The sequence below is a fragment of the Janibacter limosus genome (assembly GCF_004295485.1).
Taxonomy (GTDB): domain Bacteria; phylum Actinomycetota; class Actinomycetes; order Actinomycetales; family Dermatophilaceae; genus Janibacter; species Janibacter limosus_A.
Window position 1 is genome coordinate 1,727,982 of sequence record NZ_CP036164.1, and the last position, 16,638, is coordinate 1,744,619.

13 protein-coding genes are annotated in these 16,638 nt (G+C 60.6%); 5 read left to right on the plus strand and 8 right to left on the minus strand.

The window, feature by feature from the left end; translation table 11 throughout:
• Positions 1 to 47: 47 nt before the first annotated feature.
• The 8 genes from EXU32_RS08320 to EXU32_RS08350 form a co-directional block, all read right to left on the minus strand.
• Positions 48 to 452 (minus strand): hypothetical protein, encoded by a 405-nt coding sequence (locus tag EXU32_RS08320; RefSeq protein ID WP_130629480.1) that lies wholly within the window; start codon positions 450 to 452, stop codon positions 48 to 50.
• A gap of 12 nt (positions 453 to 464) precedes the next feature.
• Entirely contained in the window at positions 465 to 3,038 is a 2,574-nt protein-coding gene (locus EXU32_RS08325) for an AAA family ATPase (RefSeq protein WP_130629481.1), read from the minus strand.
• Positions 3,038 to 6,148: a type I restriction endonuclease subunit R gene (locus tag EXU32_RS08330; protein WP_130629482.1), complete on the minus strand. Its 3,111-nt coding sequence runs from the start codon at positions 6,146 to 6,148 to the stop codon at positions 3,038 to 3,040. Before EXU32_RS08330 ends, EXU32_RS08325 begins: the two co-directional genes overlap by 1 nt.
• Positions 6,145 to 7,209, minus strand: a complete 1,065-nt coding sequence (locus EXU32_RS08335; RefSeq protein ID WP_130629483.1) for a hypothetical protein — start codon at positions 7,207 to 7,209, stop codon at positions 6,145 to 6,147. Before EXU32_RS08335 ends, EXU32_RS08330 begins: the two co-directional genes overlap by 4 nt.
• Positions 7,210 to 7,212: 3 nt before the next feature.
• A complete protein-coding gene (locus tag EXU32_RS08340) occupies positions 7,213 to 8,436 on the minus strand; it encodes a restriction endonuclease subunit S (RefSeq protein WP_130629484.1) in 1,224 nt (407 codons plus the stop codon).
• Positions 8,433 to 10,001 (minus strand): type I restriction-modification system subunit M, encoded by a 1,569-nt coding sequence (locus EXU32_RS08345; protein WP_130629485.1) that lies wholly within the window; start codon positions 9,999 to 10,001, stop codon positions 8,433 to 8,435. The genes EXU32_RS08340 and EXU32_RS08345 overlap by 4 nt, the downstream gene beginning before the upstream one ends.
• A 518-nt stretch (positions 10,002 to 10,519) precedes the next feature.
• Positions 10,520 to 10,648, minus strand: coding sequence for a hypothetical protein (locus EXU32_RS17600; protein ID WP_278044459.1), 129 nt, complete (start codon positions 10,646 to 10,648; stop codon positions 10,520 to 10,522).
• A gap of 284 nt (positions 10,649 to 10,932) precedes the next feature.
• Entirely contained in the window at positions 10,933 to 13,476 is a 2,544-nt protein-coding gene (locus EXU32_RS08350) for a DUF4268 domain-containing protein (RefSeq protein WP_207233892.1), read from the minus strand.
• Positions 13,477 to 13,566: 90 nt separating this feature from the next.
• Here EXU32_RS08350 and EXU32_RS08355 point away from each other — a divergent pair, with 90 nt between their 5' ends.
• The 5 genes from EXU32_RS08355 (at position 13,567) to EXU32_RS08370 (ending at position 16,589) form a co-directional block, all read left to right on the plus strand.
• Positions 13,567 to 14,262, plus strand: a complete 696-nt coding sequence (locus tag EXU32_RS08355) for a hypothetical protein (protein WP_130629487.1) — start codon at positions 13,567 to 13,569, stop codon at positions 14,260 to 14,262.
• Between the two features lie 74 nt (positions 14,263 to 14,336).
• Positions 14,337 to 14,795 (plus strand): hypothetical protein, encoded by a 459-nt coding sequence (locus EXU32_RS08360; RefSeq protein WP_130629488.1) that lies wholly within the window; start codon positions 14,337 to 14,339, stop codon positions 14,793 to 14,795.
• Between the two features lie 29 nt (positions 14,796 to 14,824).
• On the plus strand, positions 14,825 to 15,058 hold the full coding sequence (locus EXU32_RS08365) for a DUF6308 family protein (RefSeq protein ID WP_130629489.1): 234 nt from the start codon (positions 14,825 to 14,827) through the stop codon (positions 15,056 to 15,058).
• Complete coding sequence (locus EXU32_RS17675) at positions 15,055 to 15,348, plus strand: DUF6308 family protein (RefSeq protein WP_431603056.1); 294 nt, start codon at positions 15,055 to 15,057, stop codon at positions 15,346 to 15,348. Before EXU32_RS08365 ends, EXU32_RS17675 begins: the two co-directional genes overlap by 4 nt.
• Before the next feature lie 57 nt (positions 15,349 to 15,405).
• A protein-coding gene (locus tag EXU32_RS08370; protein WP_130631115.1) for an IS3 family transposase occupies positions 15,406 to 16,589 on the plus strand; the annotation gives its coding sequence in 2 pieces (ribosomal slippage) (positions 15,406 to 15,667 and positions 15,667 to 16,589; 1,185 coding nt in all).
• The last annotated feature ends 49 nt before the right edge of the window (positions 16,590 to 16,638 follow it).

Here is a 16,638-nt window from a genome sequence, read left to right on the forward strand (position 1 = left end):
CGCGCGATGCCAATACGTGCATTGTACACACTTTGATTGAACCAAAATTACCCATGTTTTCGCTGCACCTCGCGCACCGAATGAGCAGGGATCTGCCTGGTTGGCGCACCATCGCGATCGAAGAAGAGGTAGGTCCTCCCGTCATCGCTCTTCCGGTAGGACGCGGCCTCGATCTCGGTGATTCCACCGCCGAACGACTTCGCCTTCTGCCCCGGCGCCGCAATCGTGGTGGTCGGAGCAGTCAACAACCACGTCCTCATCCTCGGGCGCCTCGAGCGGCTCATAGCCATCCAGAGGAGCACGAGGCCGAGCCCTGCGAGGAGCAGCCGGATCCAAAGATCGTTGATGACTGGAAGTTCAGATCCGGCGACCTTGACGTCGCCGCCGACGACGGCCGCGACCAGGCAGCCCGCACCGATCGCACCCAGCGTCGTTCGCAACCCGTCGTTCATGCCTTACCTCGCTCAGTTCCGATATCGCTTGATGCGATCGTGCCATCCACGTAGCCACGTCACTTCGGCCTGGACCTCATCGACTGTCGGCGGAACGTAATTCTCCTCCGGGGCATTGTCATGGCGAGCAGCCCAGCTTGAGGTCTTGGCGTAGGCCGCTTGGTACTCGTCGTGGTCTGCCTGCGAAAACTTCGGCAAGATCTTGAGCATCGTCGGGGCCACTTGGTTGGTGCCTCGATCGACCAACTCGTTCACGATATGAAGATTGACGGCTCGCTCGAGGGTCTCTGAGAGCCGTCCGGCAACGCCGCCAATCCGCTCGGCGTACTGGTCATCGGTGAGTTCGGCGCGCTCCTTGTTGATACGGGCCAAGTCCTGTTCGAGCCCCGCGATCCGCTGCGGGATGTCCTTCACCTGCCAAGGAAGTTCGTCAGCCACTAGGCCCGGCTGAGTTCCTCCCATGCGCTGGATTGACCTAGTGGCCACCCCGATCGACTTCCTTTTCGCTTCCTTGTTGAGGGCGTGCACGAAGGTGATCTCGTGCGTGAAGACGACAACTTGCCGTTGCTCTGCCAGCTCGACCAGCCGCTGCGCGACATGCGACCGGCGTGTGGCGTCAAGGGACGACACCGGGTCGTCGAAGACCACGCCTGAAAGCGATTCGTCCAGTTCAACTTCAGTCAGGAATCCCGCAAGGCCGAGGGCCGTTTGCTCGCCCTCGCTCAATACTTCGTCGATGTCTGCATCTCGACGGGTACCTAGCAGTGAAGGCTGGTGCTCGAGTGCCGAATCGCGCCCGCGACCCGTCCTGTTGAGCGTGACACCGCGCAGCTGAAGCCGCTCGGTCTCGCGAGTGAAACGGTCACGCACTTCCTGCGTCACGTACATCTCGGTAAGCTCACCTCTCTTTGTCGTTACGGCGTTGGTGGCGGTGAGCCGTCGAACTTCCTCGATCTGCCTGCGTTGTGCGAGACGCGCGACTTCCGTTTCGATCGCTGACCGAGCTTCGGACAACGCCTTTGCGTCCTGGAGTTCCAGAACCAACTTGCTGACGCCAGCGAGTTTTCCGGCAAACGTCGACGCGTCGATAGTCGCGGCCTGATCTGTCAGCGCTTGAACTCGGTTCGCAGCCGGTTCGCTGGCTTCGTCCTTGACAATGTCCGGCGCCTGCTCGTTGTCTCCGTCGAGCCAAGCGACGGCATCTGCGGCCGCCTGGGAGGCCGCGTTCAGCCATTCGACAGTCGCGTGCACCTGCTCGTCGCCCTCTTGCAGGCGGGTGGCGGCGGCCGAGACTGCAATCGGCAGAGTCTGCAGCTTGGCGAGCTCGTCTCGGTTCCCCGCGAGGAGCGAAGCCGCTGTATCTGCGTCGCGCGAAGTCGTGTCGGTGACGAAGCTCAGGAACCTAGTCAGGCGATCGACTGCGTTATCGTCCAGCGGCTGCTGACAGAGGACGCAAACGGCCGAGGTGCCGACGTACGGGTAGTTGTGGTCGTGAAACGCCTCGGTTACGGAGTATTCGCAGGCGGCCTCCCAGAGCGCGCGCCAAGTCTCAGATCCGACGCTGGTCAGCGGTTCGGCATCGAAGGTTGTCGCCGATGCAATCCGGGCGGCCTCTCGCAGTTCGGCAGCCTTCTGGCGCTGCTCCTTGAGCTTCTGGAGAGGTTCAGCACCAAGTGCGGCGACAAGCACGTAAGCATGCTGCTGGACAACTTTCCAGTCGCGGGCGAGCGAAGAGAGTCGCGCCTTCTCCCTGTTCGGGTCGCTGCCTTCGAGTCGGTTCTTCTCGGCAAGCTCAGCGGCCAACTTCGCGTCGTGGTCGTTGGTCAGCGCGGTTGCTGCGTCGATCGATGCCTGCGTCGTTGTCACCGAGAGGCCGGATAGAAACACCTCGGCGGCAGTGCCCTGATGAAGGACTGGCAGTTGTGGACGCGCTGCCTGATTCGACCCAATTCGGCGGGTGAGCTCGGCAGAGACCGCCTCGCAGGCATCAGAAAGTTCGTCGAGAATAGTCAACGCCGAGGGTCGGTAGTTGACCTCTGACGCCGTCGTTACGTAGGCATCCCCACAGTCTTCGTCGTAGAACCTGATCCGCGACAAGTCATGACATTGATACTCTCCGAGGCGCCAGGTGACCTCAGTGGCTCCGACCACGTAGTCCAGCTTGGCTGCTTGTGGCGTGTCGCCGTCAGCGAAGACGTTTCCAAGAAGCCGGTCTGACTTGACGCGAGCAGTAACGGCCTCGCGAATGAGCCGGGCGTACCCGGACTTCCCGCTCGCGTTGTTGCCGAAGATGATCGTGAGACCTTCGCCGTCGAAACCGAGGGTTTGGCCGGAGAGAAGCGCGTTAACGCCTGCGACTTCGGATACCTGGAAAAGCCGAACGGGATCGCCTGTCGCGGTGGAGCCGGGGATGTCGGCGGCAGCAACGTCGACCGTGGCCGGGTAACTACCTGAAATCAGCTTGTCCGCGATGGCCGAGATTTCCTCGGGTGACATCAATTCGCCCCGACAGAATTTCGCGGCAGCGTCCTTCTGCCAGTCTGGTCGACCGGAGATCCAAGCCGCCAGGTCGTCGTTCAGCGTCATTACTTGCTCCCGGCGCTCAGCCCGAAGAATCGCTCGAAAAACGTGGTCAACGCCTCAACCACCGTCTGCTTCTTGTCGCCATGCCCGCCTTCAGCTGAGAACCGTGATGTCGGCGGCAGAATCTTGGTGATCGCAGTACCGCCCGTACGCAGCTGGCCGTCGCGGAAGGCCTCGTCGATGAAGGCTCGGGTCTGCTCGGGCTTGAGTTTCTGGTCGGTGATGATCGCCTCAAGCTCAGCCTCCCGCTGGGCGTCGACGTAGGCACTCCACTCGTCGTCGATTTCTCCGTTCAAGGTGACCCGATCGACGAAGTCCATGATGAGGTCCTTCTTGCTCCGCAGTGACGGGCTCGAGTCGACAGCCCGTTGGATCTCTTGGACAGCGTCCACCTCCTTGTCCGAACCGTCGCCCCAGGCTTTTCGCCACTTCTCGACCAGCATCAGGATGTAGTCGACGTTGATCTCGACCTGCTTGATCAGCTCGATCTCGAAGACGACGTCATCGTTGATCGACTCCTTCTCGGCGGCGTCGTCCTTGCGGAACTCGGCGAAGAGGTTGAGGTAGACCGACCGGTAGTCTTGACTCTGTCGTTCGGTGAGGATCTCGTTGCCTGCGAACTCGTCGAAGGAGACGAGGATGTTCTGTAATCGCAGGATCGCGCCGAACAGAGCGATGAACTCCTTCTGCGCGGCCTCCCCCACGATCGGCTCGCCGAGCGGGAACTTGACGAGCAACTCGTTCGCACGATCCGAGTACTCGGCGTAGTAGTCACCGTATGGCTTGAGGATGACAACGCCCTTGGCGTCCTTGTTGCCGAACAGCGCCATTGCGTCGTTGGTCTCCTCCTCCAGGTCACGGAAGGAGACGATGTTGCCGTAGGTCTTGACCGAGTTCAGGATGCGGTTCGTACGCGAGTAGGCCTGGATCAGGCCGTGGGCGCGAAGGTTCTTGTCCACGAACAGGGTGTTCATGGTTGTGGCGTCGAAGCCGGTCAGGAACATGTTGACTACGATCACCATGTCGATCTCGCGGTTCTTCATCCGCTGGGACAAGTCCTTGTAGTAGTTCTGGAACTTGTCGGCACTGGTGTCGTAGCTGGTGCCGAAGTACCCGTTGTAGTCCTTGATCGCCTCTTCGAGGAACGAGCGAGCATCGCCTCCGAGGCCCTCGGTGTCGAAGGCTTCGTCGTCGAGGATGCCGTCGTCGGAGGCTTCGTTGGCACCGTAGGAGAAGATGATGCCGATCTTGAGGCGGCGGTCAGAAGGTAGTCCGGTCTGTTGCTTCTTGAACTCCAGGTAGTAGCGCTGGGCGGCGTCGATGGAGGCAGTGGCGAACAGTGCGTTGAAGCCGCGTACGCGTCGCCGCTCTCTCAGCTCTTCGGCCTTGCGTCGGCTCTTGACGACATCGCCGACGTTGGTGACCACGGCGTGGGAGTAGCTCGATGATCGGCGGGTCTTCTGGTCGAAGTGCTCCAGGATGTACTTGACGATCTCTGCGAGTCGCCGCTGGTCAAGCAGTGCCTTCTCGGAATCGATGGCCGAGACCTGCTTGTCGTCCGGGGCGCCAACCTTGACGGTGTTGATGTAGTCGATCCGGAACGGTAGGACGTTCTTGTCGGTGATGGCGTCGACGATCGTGTAGGTGTGCAGCTTGTCCCCGAAGGCTTGCTCAGTGGTCTTGAGCTTCGGGTTGCCGCCGCTGCTGGCGTTGGCCGAGAAGATCGGGGTCCCGGTGAACCCGAACAGGTTGTAGCGCTTGAACGCCCGGGTGATGTCGGTGTGCATATCCCCGAACTGCGAGCGGTGGCACTCGTCGAAGATGATCACGGCGTGGCCGGAGAAGACCTCGTGGCCCTTGTTGGCCTTGGTGAAGGTCGAGAGTTTCTGGATCGTGGTGATGATGATCCGCGCATTCGGGTCTTCGAGCTGGCGCTTGAGCACCGAAGTTGAGGCGTTGGAGTTGGCTGCCCCCTTCTCGAAGCGGTCGTACTCGCGCATGGTCTGGTAGTCCAGATCCTTGCGGTCGACCACGAAGAGCACCTTGTCGACCGACGCCAACTTCGACGCCAGCTGGGCCGTCTTGAACGAGGTCAGTGTCTTACCCGAGCCCGTGGTGTGCCAGACGTGGCCGCCAGCCTCCACCGAGCCGAGGGTCTTGTAGTTGGTGGCGATGTCGATCTTCTGCAGGATCCGCTCAGTCGCGACGATCTGGTACGGCCGCATCACCAGCAGTAGCCGGTCAGCCGTCAGCACGCAGTACTTGGTCAGGACATTGAGGAACGAGTGCTTGGCGAAGAAGGTCTTGACGAACGCTGTCAGGTCGGTGATTGGCTTGTTCTGCGCGTCCGCCCACCACGAGGTGAACTCGAAGCTGTTCGAGGTCTGGCGGCCTCGCTTGCTTCCTCGTACGCTGCTCTCCTTGACGACGGCGCTCCGCGTGCTGTTGGAGTAGTACTTGGTTAGCGTGCCGTTGCTGATGACGAAGAGCTGGACGTATTCGAAGAGGCCCGAGCCGGCCCAGAAGCTGTCTCGCTGGTACCGGCTGATCTGGTTGAACGCCTCGCGCAGGTCGACACCTCGACGCTTGAGCTCGATGTGCACCATCGGGAGGCCGTTGACCAGCACGGTGACGTCGTAGCGGTTGGCGTAGTTCGCGCCACCCTCGCCCTGACCGACCTCGTATTGGTTGATGACCTGGAGCCGGTTGTTGTGGATGTTGACCTTGTCGAGCAGCCGGACGTTTTTGGTCGACCCGTCGTCGCGGGTCAACAACTGGATGTGGTCTTCCTGGATGCGAACGGTCTTCTCGACGATGCCGTCGCTCTTGCCGGCGATTTTCTCATTGAAGAATTGCTTCCATTCGGCGTCACTGAACGTGATGTCGTTGAGCGCCTCCAACTGGGTGCGCAGGTTGGCAGCGATCTGACCTTCGGAGGTGATCGGGAGGTACTCGTACGCCTGCGACTCCAGGAGGCGAATCATCTCGCGCTCGAGGTCGGCCTCCGACTGGTACGAGGCCGACTGATTCGGATCGGGCGTGTGCTCAGCTACAACGGTGCTGTCGGCCGAGACGGCGATCGGATCGTACTTGCTTGGAGGGCCGTCGCTCATGCCGTGACCGCCCATCTGAACGTCTTCAGGAACTCCTGAAACTCACCCCTCAAAGCATCCTTGTATTCCACTGCCACCTCGGAAGAATCCAGATCCGCGAACCGATCATGGCTGTAGAGGTTGAGAACCTTCGTCAACAGAGCCGCGTCAGGACCGGTTAGCAGATCACCCCAACCTCCCGTATGCCCGAGAAAGTTGGCCGTCTTCTCAAGAAGAGCTCGGAACTGATTGAAGTGCCCCCGTTGAACCGAGTTCTCCAAAATCGCCTGCTGGATATCGTTAATGACCCCAAGGTGATAACTGAAAGGCGTGTCCTTCGACTGTTTACGGAGTGTCCATCCGGCGACTGGTTCTCGCGCAAGAACATACGCGTGGTCATTTTTCCGACGGAGGGAATTGAACAGAACGTTGAAGAAGAGTGCGTGATGGGTCGTGACCAGGAATCTCAGGTCTAGATCTGCGGCACGCTTGATAAGACCAGCCAAGGCGAGCGCAACAGAAACGATACGCACGTCATCCATGGACGACACTGGATCATCAATCACGGCGAGTGTTAGCCCATCGTAATCCGTCGTTGAGCGCAGATCTTCGTTATCAGCAAGGGTTTCTATCGCCTCGCTCAGCACGGAGTAGTAAACACACCATACAAATATGCTTTCCTCTGCCCGCGATATTTTGATGCCGTCGGTCGTGCTGTCATCCCCGGCATAAACACCAAAGACAACTTCGCCGCGAGCGAAGTCGATCAGAGGCTCGATCTTGCCATCGGTGAAACCTTTGAAGTTGTGGATTATCGCCCCATCGAGACCCTGGGTCTCGATAGTCTTCAGTAGTTCTGCTTCGAGATTCATCTTGAGCACTACTCGCTCGTTGTCCCAGCTGAAAACATCCTCGACATACGAGTTGTAGAGGACCACCCCGTCGGGATCACGGTCTTTCATCTGTTGAGCCAACCGCGTCTTACCAATCGTGTTTGGCGCATAGATTAGAGTGCTAAGAGAACCGGATGCGCCCGTCGACAGGTAATCACACAGGCTGTCGATTGTCTCGTGATGCTCCATTGTCTATTTAGCCTCCTCGAACGTCAGGAGACGGTCACGGTAATGCTCGTACTGCCTACGGCGAGCGGACAGTTCGGCCGGGAGTCCGACACTGAGATCGTTGACCAGCATGTCGAAGTTGTCGAGCACCCCGGCAGCCTCTTGCTGAAGGTCGAGACTCGGAAGGGGCACCTCGATCCTAGAAAAGGACGTCTTGTTGATTAGCGGCATCGTCCCGCCGCCTTGCTCCCCCTGCGTCCTGAGCGCCTGACGCATCTCCGTCAGGACATGGAACATGTAGCCGACATGGAAGTCGATGGTGGGAATGATGGCGTTGATCTGCTGGTTCGTGATGCAGTCGTTCGCATTGATCACCGTCTTTCCCATGTCGGCGCCAATACAAGTCACCAGCAAGGAACCCGCTGGGACGCGCGCCTTCGCCATTGCGGCGAAGCCCGCCGCCGACAGCTGGCGCGCCGTACCAGAGACGTGCTTCATACCATTCTTGATGTCTGAAGGCGTTACGAAGTCCAACTCGGTACCCCAGGCAGAGGAGTCAGACGACTTGGGAGTCCTACCGGTCACGATTCGACCAAGGTCAGCAAGTGTTACCTGCGCGGCACCACTGGCCGCATCCGAGAGGATCTTGGTCCGATAGTGCTCGTACTGGCGTCGACGAGCCTCCAGCTCCGCCTCCAGCTCCGCCTCCAGCTGGGTGAACCGATCCAAAACTCTCACGATTTCTCGCTGCACTTCGAGAGGCGGGACGGGGATTTGGATCTTCGCAAGGTTTGCACCTGATACGCGCCGAACCTTGGTTCCCGACACGTAGCGACGCTTCTGACTTTGGAACTGCTCGCTTTGGAAGAAGTACGCAACATACTTTGGTTCGAAAGTGTGACGATATATGTAGGCATCACCGCTCAGCACGACGCTCGACTCACCCACCCACGCGGTCGCCTTAGCGACTGCCTCGTCATCTTCGCTCGTCGTAGCAATGAGAAGATCGCCGGGCTTTGCATATCTCAACTTGGCTGCGACGCTCTCAGACGTGAATGATTTCGTCTCCGTCGCCCAAACACCATAGTGGGTGTGGATCTGACCGTAGTGGACAGCCGGGACACCCTCACCTACGAGGTCCTTCTTCTGAAGACCATTACCCCGGATGAACTCGCCAACTTCGCCAAGGGTTCTGAACGGAACTCGACCTGGGGACGGTTTGGCGAGCAACGCCTCCAACTTGCTCACTTCGAAGCCTCCAGATCGGCGACAATTGAGTCAATGGACGTCCGCAGCTCCGATTGTTGCGCGACGATTCTCGCGATCTCCGCGTTGAGTTCAGTGATGTCGACAACTTCACGGGTGTCTTCAAGCTCGACGTAGGACGAGACGGCGATGTTGTAATCGTTGTTGGCGATATCCTCGGCCGGTACCAGTCTGGTGACGTGATCCGTATCTTCGCGCAGGGTGAACGCGTCGAGGATCGCGTCTTGATGTTCGGGCAGCATCTTATTCTTGTTACCGGCGCGCTTAAACCTTGCCGAGGCGTCGATGAACAGCACCGAGTTATCACTCTTGGATTTCTTCAAGACAATTATGCAGGTGCCAATGGTGGTACCGAAAAACAGATCCGGAGGGAGCTGGATGACGGCGTCGACGTAATTGTTATCGATCAGGTACTTGCGGATCTTCTGCTCTGCTCCCCCGCGATACAGCACCCCAGGGAACTCGACGATCGCTGCGGTGCCATCGACCGCGAGCCAGTGGAGCATGTGCATCGTGAACGCCAGGTCGGCCTTCGACTTCGGTGCCAGCACTCCAGCCGGAGCGAAGCGTGGGTCGTTGATCAGTAGCGGGTTGGCGTCACCGTCCCACTTGATCGAGTACGGGGGGTTGGAGACGATCGCTTCAAACGGCTCGTCGTCCCAGTGCGCCGGGTCAGTGAGCGTGTCCCCGTGGGCGAGGTCAAACTTTTCGTAGTTGATGTCGTGCAGGAACATGTTGATCCGCGCGAGGTTGTACGTGGTCAGGTTGATCTCCTGACCGAAGAAGCCCTGACGGACGTTCTCCTTGCCGAGCACCTTCGCGAACTTCAACAGCAGGGACCCAGATCCGGCAGCCGGGTCATAGACCTTGTTGACCTGCGTCTTGCCCACCAAGGTGATCCGGGCGAGCAGCTCGGAGACTTCCTGCGGCGTGTAGTACTCGCCGCCAGACTTGCCAGCCTGGGACGCGTACATCTGCATGAGGTACTCGTAGGCATCGCCGAACAGGTCGATCGAGCTATCCCCGAAATTGCCCAGCGGCAAGTCGCCGATGGCTTCCAGCAGCTTGACCAGCTTCACGTTGCGCTTGGCCACGGTGTTGCCGAGCTTCGAACTGTTCACATCGAGGTCATCGAAGAGGCCCTTCAGGTCGTCCTCGCTGTCGGAGCCAACGGCCGACCCCTCGATGTCCTTGAAGATGCCCTCAAGAGTCTCGTTGAGGTTGGGGTCGTTGGCAGCGCGGTTGCGCACGTTCTCGAACAACTCGGACGGCAGGATGAAGAAGCCCTTCTCCGCCACGGTGTCCTTGCGGCCGAACTCAGCGTCGGAGTCGGACAGCCTGGCGTAGTCAAAGTCAGCGTCGCCCGCAGCTCGCTCGAGACCGTTGAGGTACACAGTTAGGTTCTCGGAGATGAAGCGGTAGAACAGCATCCCGAGCACGTAAGACTTGAAGTCCCAACCATCGACGCTGCCCCGCAGATCATTGGCGATCCGCCAAATCGTCTTGTGAAGCTCAGCGCGCTGAGCCTCCTGGGCTCGGTCCGCCATCAGGCCAAGCCTCCGGTGAGAACGTCGCGCTGCATCGGTCGGTGGTGGCTGTAGGTCATTCTGCCCCTCATTCTAACAGAGTCTCGAACATGTGTACGATAAATCAAGTCCGCGACCAGGCAGTCGATTGACTCCGACGCAACCACCGGGACGCGCTGGGCTCATCCTGTCAGTCGACACCGACAGGCAGTGGGACTGGCCCCAGCCCCTCGCCTGTGTCCAGTGGCCAGGCGACCAATGGGTCGCAGCGGTCGACGCGTGCGCGTGTCAATTTCACACGATCCTAAATCGATTGACCTCACCTCGGTTACATGCGCCCTTTCAATTCGCTCGTTCCCCTCAAATCAGGATTGCTGTTGAGTCTCCTCATCAACCGTCATCAACGATGGGCGAAATCAACAGCTTGATGCCTCACTCCCCAGTTGGATTCACTCCTTGTCGATGGCATGCGGCTCACAGATCACCATTCCGGTGGCCGGCTGCACCACACCGAGGAGGTAGGCCATGACTGGCCACCCTCAGCCACGGGCACCACCGGCGGCCAGCACCTCAGGACTCTGGCCGTCAGGATCAGCGACGATCTGCGCGCTCAGCTGCACAACGAAGGAGATCCGTCTGGCCATCGAGTACTGGATCGCGAAGTCCAAGAGCGATCCCAACCGGCTCAAGAAGGGCGAGGCAGTCCGAGCCGACATCGAGCGAGATGCCGAGACGCTCGCAACGCCATCGCTGCGATCTTCAACAGCGGGAGCGGCCCAAGGACGAGGCATAGCTCTCCAGCCAGTCGGTCTACCGATACGAGCAAGAGCTCTCAGTCATGCGGGCTCGCGAGGTCATGAGGTCCACTGCTTCCGGGGGTCGGCCGGCCGCACCGAAAGGCCCACCCAGCCCGTGACGCGTTGCACCAATCGAGCGCCCGAGCACGCAGTGCCTACTCCGAGCCCACCGTCGTCGCGTATGCCTGTCGAAGCTGGGCTTGCGCGGCGACAAGCCAGTCCACCGCCTCCTCCCATCGGCTTCGGTCATCGACGGAAGCGAAGTCCGATGTCAACACGACCCTCGCTGCCTTGTGCCCGTCCATCGGATCCCACGCTGGCACTGAGTCCAATTCAGTCTCGACGGTCTCTCTTCGGGCGAGCAACGCCTCGTAACGCTCGGTGTTCTCGGACGCCTCCGGAGAGTTGAAATACAGCTGGACCGCTAGGCCCGCTCGGTACCAACACGTGGAGACGACCACACCGGGGATACCCAGCGACGTGTCGATCCACGCGCCGCTCGACGTGGTGCCACGGGTCCAGGTCGGATGCTCTGAGCGCATCCGCTCCAGGGCCAGCTCCCAGAACCCGCGGTACAGCGCAGCCTTGGAATCGCTGTCTCCGCGCTTCGTGCCGCCCAAGAACTCCTGACGAACGTCCCGTAGGCGGCGGCCGTCAGCGATGGACCAGAAGTACCAACCGTTCGTTGTTCGTCCGCGCAGGTGCTTGGCGGCCCCGGAGGGGCTGTCGAAGGTTTTGCCGTCAAGGTGGATCCGCCGGTCCTCGCCCAACGTGGCTTCCCGGCCGACGAAGTCTCGATGAGTCGCGGTGAGCGTATCGCCGACGTGGAGCAAGCCCCCTTCGACCAGGTGCTTGAGCTGGACCCAGTCGCCCGCCTTCACTTGCGGATCCACCACCTTGCCGACGTGGCCATCGGGTACCGACCACACCCTCAGCAGGACGTCGATCAGCTCACCCGTCCGCGCGTCGATGCTCGACTCGTCCCAGTCGGAGTGCTCGGCACGATCGACGAGGCGGGCGGTGATCTTCATCGTGTTGTGCTTCAGCAGCGCCGTCCGCTTACTCCCCCATGGGCCATTGGAGACCTTCGAGTTCAATGCCGTGGTGAGCAGCGTCAGGTTGCCGAGACGATGCACACGCTCCTGACGTTCCATCTCCTGCTCGGGGCTGCCAACGGGCCACGAGTCCTGCCACTTCTGGGGCAGAACGTGCTCGATCGGATAGGCGATTCGCTCGACCTGCGGCTGCCCGGTCTCGGCGCGGTATTCGTTCTCGACGGCCTCGAGGAAGGTGCGCAGGCGTGCTCGCGGGAAACGCCGGTAGGCCGGCTCTGTCGACAGCGCCTGTCGGATCTCATCGTCTCCGGGCCAGTACGTACTCGACACGTTGAGGCGGGCGAGGTGCGAGATCACCCGCGTCGCCAACTCATTGGACGGCGCGCTGTCGTTGGCCTGGATGATGTCCGCGATGATGCGGCCCAGATCGGAGCTCGTCATACGGAGGAACTGGCGCCGCACGATCCAGCTCTCCGCAGCCGAGACCACCTGGTCGATGACGTCCTGAGGCACCTTGCGCGCGGGTGCGTGCAACCAGATCAACAACGGTTTGAGCAGCTCGATGCCGCCAGCCTGCATGCGATACATCGACAACTCAACAACGCTCAGGGAGCCGCTCGGCCTGGCCGCCGCCTCCGTCCATGCCTGGTATTGGTCGGCCTGCTGCTTGAGGAGGGGCAACAGATCGGCCATATTTTGATCCGAGGACTGCTCCACGAAGGACTTGAACCTCGTGAACGTCGACTGCGGACTGATCTCCTCACCGGCCTGCGCCGTGAGCCACTGGTTGAGGAAGAGGGAGCTACGACTGACGAGGTAACGCCCGACGCTGACCTCCTTGGTCCAGAATTTCTTCTCGAAGGGCCAGTCCTCCTTGTAGACCCGCTGGGCGTCGCCCCCTTCGGCCTCGACCCGCTGGAAGACAAAGTTGCGGACCAGGTCGGCGGCCGTCAACGGAGTCCCGCGCGCGTTGAGCGTCTCGAAGATCTCCTGCGAGTCCTCTGACGCGAGCAGCTCGATCGTCACCAAGGTCAGGCCATCCATGAGGACCTGGGTAAGGGCCTCGGCCCGCTGCTCGAAGTCTTCGGTGCCGACATCGCCGAGCCACTGCTCGACCACCGAGATGAAGTAGTGGTGGGCTTGAGCGACCCGGCTCTCTGCGTGGTCGAGCGAGGGGTGGTCAATGGGTGCCTCAGCGGTCATCACTTCGTCGAAGGCCGGGCAGTCGTCGTTGAGGTGACGAAGCTTGAGCAGGCTCGAGCCCTCGGGCATGAAGTCGGCCGAGTTGTGCGTCAGCGACTGGAGCTGGTTGGCCAGCCGCGTGAGTCCCGCCTGGGCCATCAGCGAGTGCGTAGCATCCATGAGCAGCTGCAGCGTGGTCAGGCGCTGCTGTCCGTCCACCACGGTCCACGTTGTCACGCGGTTGCCTCGCGGAGGCTGGCCCTGCATAACCACTGCACCGAGGAAGTGTTGAGGCGCGAGGTGTGGCTGGGCGATCCGCAGCTCAGTGACGCGCTGGATGTCCTTCCACAGGGGCTCCCACTGCTCGTCTTGCTTCCAGACGTAGGACCGCTGGAAGAGCGGGATCACGAAGTGCTGCGGCAGGGTGAGCAGCTCAAGAGGAGTGCGCTTGTAGGTGTCCACGAGCGGCAGTCTGCCCCGTTCATGAGGGCAGCGGTGAGTCATGACGCGAGAATCGGACTCGATGTCACATCGCTGTCCTATTCTCCAGACATGGCCGAAAGCGATGCAGCCGTTGAACCCGCGGTGCCCCTGAAAATGCTGGACCGCGCACTCGAAGCAAGCGCGCCCTTGGTCGATCGACACATCGAGCGCATTCGCAAGAACCGCCCCGACGCAACGCCCGCGCACGTCGTGAAAAGGCTCAATGGAGAGTTTCGAGCTGCCACGGTCTCTGCTGGCGCAGGTGTGGGTGCGGCCGCTGCCGCTCCGGGAGTCGGCACCGCTGCTGCCCTCGGTATCTCCGGCCTGGAAGCGATCAGCTTCATGCAGGCCAGCGCCCTCTACGTTCTTGCGCGAGCTCACGTGCAGGGACTCCCCATCGCCGACGTCGAACGACGCCGGACGCTCGTGATGGCAGTGATGCTCGGGGACGCCGCGACCCGCGGATTGCCCCGAGTCGCAGAGAGAACTGGAAAGCACTGGGGCAAGTACCTCGTCAAGCAGGTCCCACGCGGCCAACTACAGCAGATCAACAAAGTCCTCGGCCGAAACTTTGTCACCCTCTATGGCAGACGACAGGGCATCATCGTGCTCGGCCGTGTTGCACCCTTTGGGATCGGCGCAGCCATCGGTGCAGCCGCTAATGGAGCCACGTCTCAAGGCGTAATCTCCGCAGCAAACAAGGCCTTCGGCAAACCACCGCTGTCGTGGTTTGACGAACCCGACGAAGAAGGCGAGTCGGCATAACTGGCCGTCCCGGGCCAGAGTCATGAACGCTCGGCCACCCCAGACAGGTCCTAGCGCAACTTAGAAGAGGATTCATGTCGAACACTCCCGACGTTTCCGACCGTGATCGTCGCGCTGCGGCTCTGGCCTCGCACTTGGCGAAGGGCGTCCGCGACGGAGACGTCGCAGCCGCCGATGCCCTGCGAGTGCTGCGCCACGAGTTGCGCCGCAGGAACACCAACAGCAAGCTCCGCATCGAACGACGATCCAAGGCCGCCCAACAAGTCATCGACGACTATGCGTCGCGAGGTGAGAGCCCGCCCAAGAACGGGTCTCCTGACGCCCTGCATGCGGACCACTGCCACGAGATCAACACCGAGACCTTGCAACAGTTCGTGAGCCCAGAGCAGTGGATCGTCGAACTGGACAGGCTTCGTGAAGTTGTGTGCGTGACCGCCGCCGAGAACTACCGTCTGATGTCGGCGGAGAAGTCCGGCCTGTGGGGCCACGAGAAATACGAGCGGGCCGGTATCGAGTTCGTCTCGGGGAACTGATTCAAGTCCGAAACCGCTAGCGTGACGCCATGGAAGCCATCGCAGTGGGCCAGATCACCATTTCCACCGAGGTTGCGAAGCAATGGATTCACGATTACACCGCCCCTGAGAAGTTGGCGAGCAAGAAGCCATACGCCTACCCGGGATACGACACGCTCGACACCGGGAGCGGTAATAGTGAGCTCAACGATGGTGATTTGCTCGCTCCCATCCTGCTCAACGCCCCTCCGTCGGTAAGTGCCTTCTCCGATTTCAGGCCATGAGGAACTCATTGCAGGGGGTGCTCAGCACCTATATTGATGCGCCGCTGGTCACTCTCGACGATGAAATTTTGACCGCCAAGGTCCACTCGTTGTACCAAGTACTCGATGACGACCGGAGCAAGCACGGCGCACGAGGGCAAAGTGGCACGGTCCTGTCCAAGATCCTCCACCGCAAGCACCCGAAGTCACTCCCGCTCCATGACAAGTGGGTCCGGCGCTGCTACCTCGGAAGCGATGGTGTTCCTACTGACAAGACTCGCCCGTGGGCTGAGTATGGACTGCTTCGGTGATGTCGGACAGTGGGCCCTCTTAAGATGAGGGTTCTACCGGAAAGTGAGATCGTGGACATGACTGCTTCACGCAGACGGTTTAGCCAAGAATTCAAGGACGAGTTGTGCCAAGAAGTCATCGCGACTTCCAAGTCGATCAAGGAGGTAGCGACCTCCTATGGCGTCGGTCCCGAGACGCTGCGGAACTGGCTGAACAAGTATCGGGACGCGCACGGTGATGCAGAGACTGAGTTGACAGTTTCCGAACGAGCACGCCTCAAAGAGCTGGAACGCGAGAACTCCGAGCTCAAGGCGGAGACTGCATTCCTGAAAAAAGCAACGGCTTACTTCGCGAGGGAGCAGCGATAGTGAGCAAGTACGAGTACATCGACTCCTGCAAGAATGACCCCGACCAGAACAACCCCGTCTACAAGATGTGCGCGTGGCTGGCGGTCTCGACATCAGGCTTCTACCACTGGTTGAGCCGTCCGACCTCGGCCACCGCGTCCCGTCGCGCGGCGCTGACCGCCCGCGTGCAGCACTTCTTCGCCGCATCGGATGGGACCTACGGGTACCGCCGCATCCATGCCGACCTGGCTGACGAGCACACCGAGTGCTCGCCTGAGCTGGTGCGTCAGATCATGCGCGACGAAGGCCTGGTCGCCTGCCAGCCCCGTCCGTTCCGGGTCACCACCGAAGCCGACGCCCACGCCGCGGCGAGCATGCCTGACCTGCTCGAGCGAGACTTCACCGCCGAGCGTCCCGGGATGAAGTTCGTCGGTGACATCACCTACATCCACACGTGGGCCGGCTTTGTCTACCTGGCGACGGTCATCGACTGCTACTCCAAGAAAGTGGTGGGCTGGTCGATCGCTGACCACATGCGCACCGAGCTCGTCGAAGACGCGTTGAAGAATGCGGCTGCAACGACATTCATCGAGCCCAAGGCGATCTTTCATTCCGACCGCGGCAGCGTCTACACCTCGGCCGATTACCGCAAGCTCGTGACGTCTTTGGGCATGCGCTCGTCGATGGGTAGAACCGGTATTTGTTGGGATAACGCAATGGCAGAATCGTTCTTCGCGGCGTTGAAGAACGAACGTGTCTACCGGACCGTCTACGCCACCAAGAAGCAGGCGCGACGGGATGTCATCTCCTACATCGAGGGCTTCTACAACGCCCGCAGGCGGCATTCATCGCTGGATTACCGGTGCCCGAATGACGTGCACTACAGTTACACCCAGTCGGTCACGGCAGCATAGGAATCAATCAATTCCACTGTCCGAAATCGACGCGGCAGACCAGTACATG

Excerpts from the sequence above, each read along its gene's own strand:
- EXU32_RS08320 (WP_130629480.1), bottom strand. The coding sequence starts at position 452 with ATGAACGACGGGTTGCGAACGACGCTGGGTGCGATCGGTGCGGGCTGC.
- EXU32_RS08325 (WP_130629481.1), bottom strand. The coding sequence starts at position 3,038 with ATGACGCTGAACGACGACCTGGCGGCTTGGATCTCCGGTCGACCAGAC.
- EXU32_RS08330 (WP_130629482.1), bottom strand. The coding sequence starts at position 6,148 with ATGAGCGACGGCCCTCCAAGCAAGTACGATCCGATCGCCGTCTCGGCC.
- EXU32_RS08335 (WP_130629483.1), bottom strand. The coding sequence starts at position 7,209 with ATGGAGCATCACGAGACAATCGACAGCCTGTGTGATTACCTGTCGACG.
- EXU32_RS08345 (WP_130629485.1), bottom strand. The coding sequence starts at position 10,001 with ATGGCGGACCGAGCCCAGGAGGCTCAGCGCGCTGAGCTTCACAAGACG.
- EXU32_RS08355 (WP_130629487.1), top strand. The coding sequence starts at position 13,567 with ATGGCCGAAAGCGATGCAGCCGTTGAACCCGCGGTGCCCCTGAAAATG.
- EXU32_RS08360 (WP_130629488.1), top strand. The coding sequence starts at position 14,337 with ATGTCGAACACTCCCGACGTTTCCGACCGTGATCGTCGCGCTGCGGCT.
- EXU32_RS08365 (WP_130629489.1), top strand. The coding sequence starts at position 14,825 with ATGGAAGCCATCGCAGTGGGCCAGATCACCATTTCCACCGAGGTTGCG.
- EXU32_RS17675 (WP_431603056.1), top strand. The coding sequence starts at position 15,055 with ATGAGGAACTCATTGCAGGGGGTGCTCAGCACCTATATTGATGCGCCG.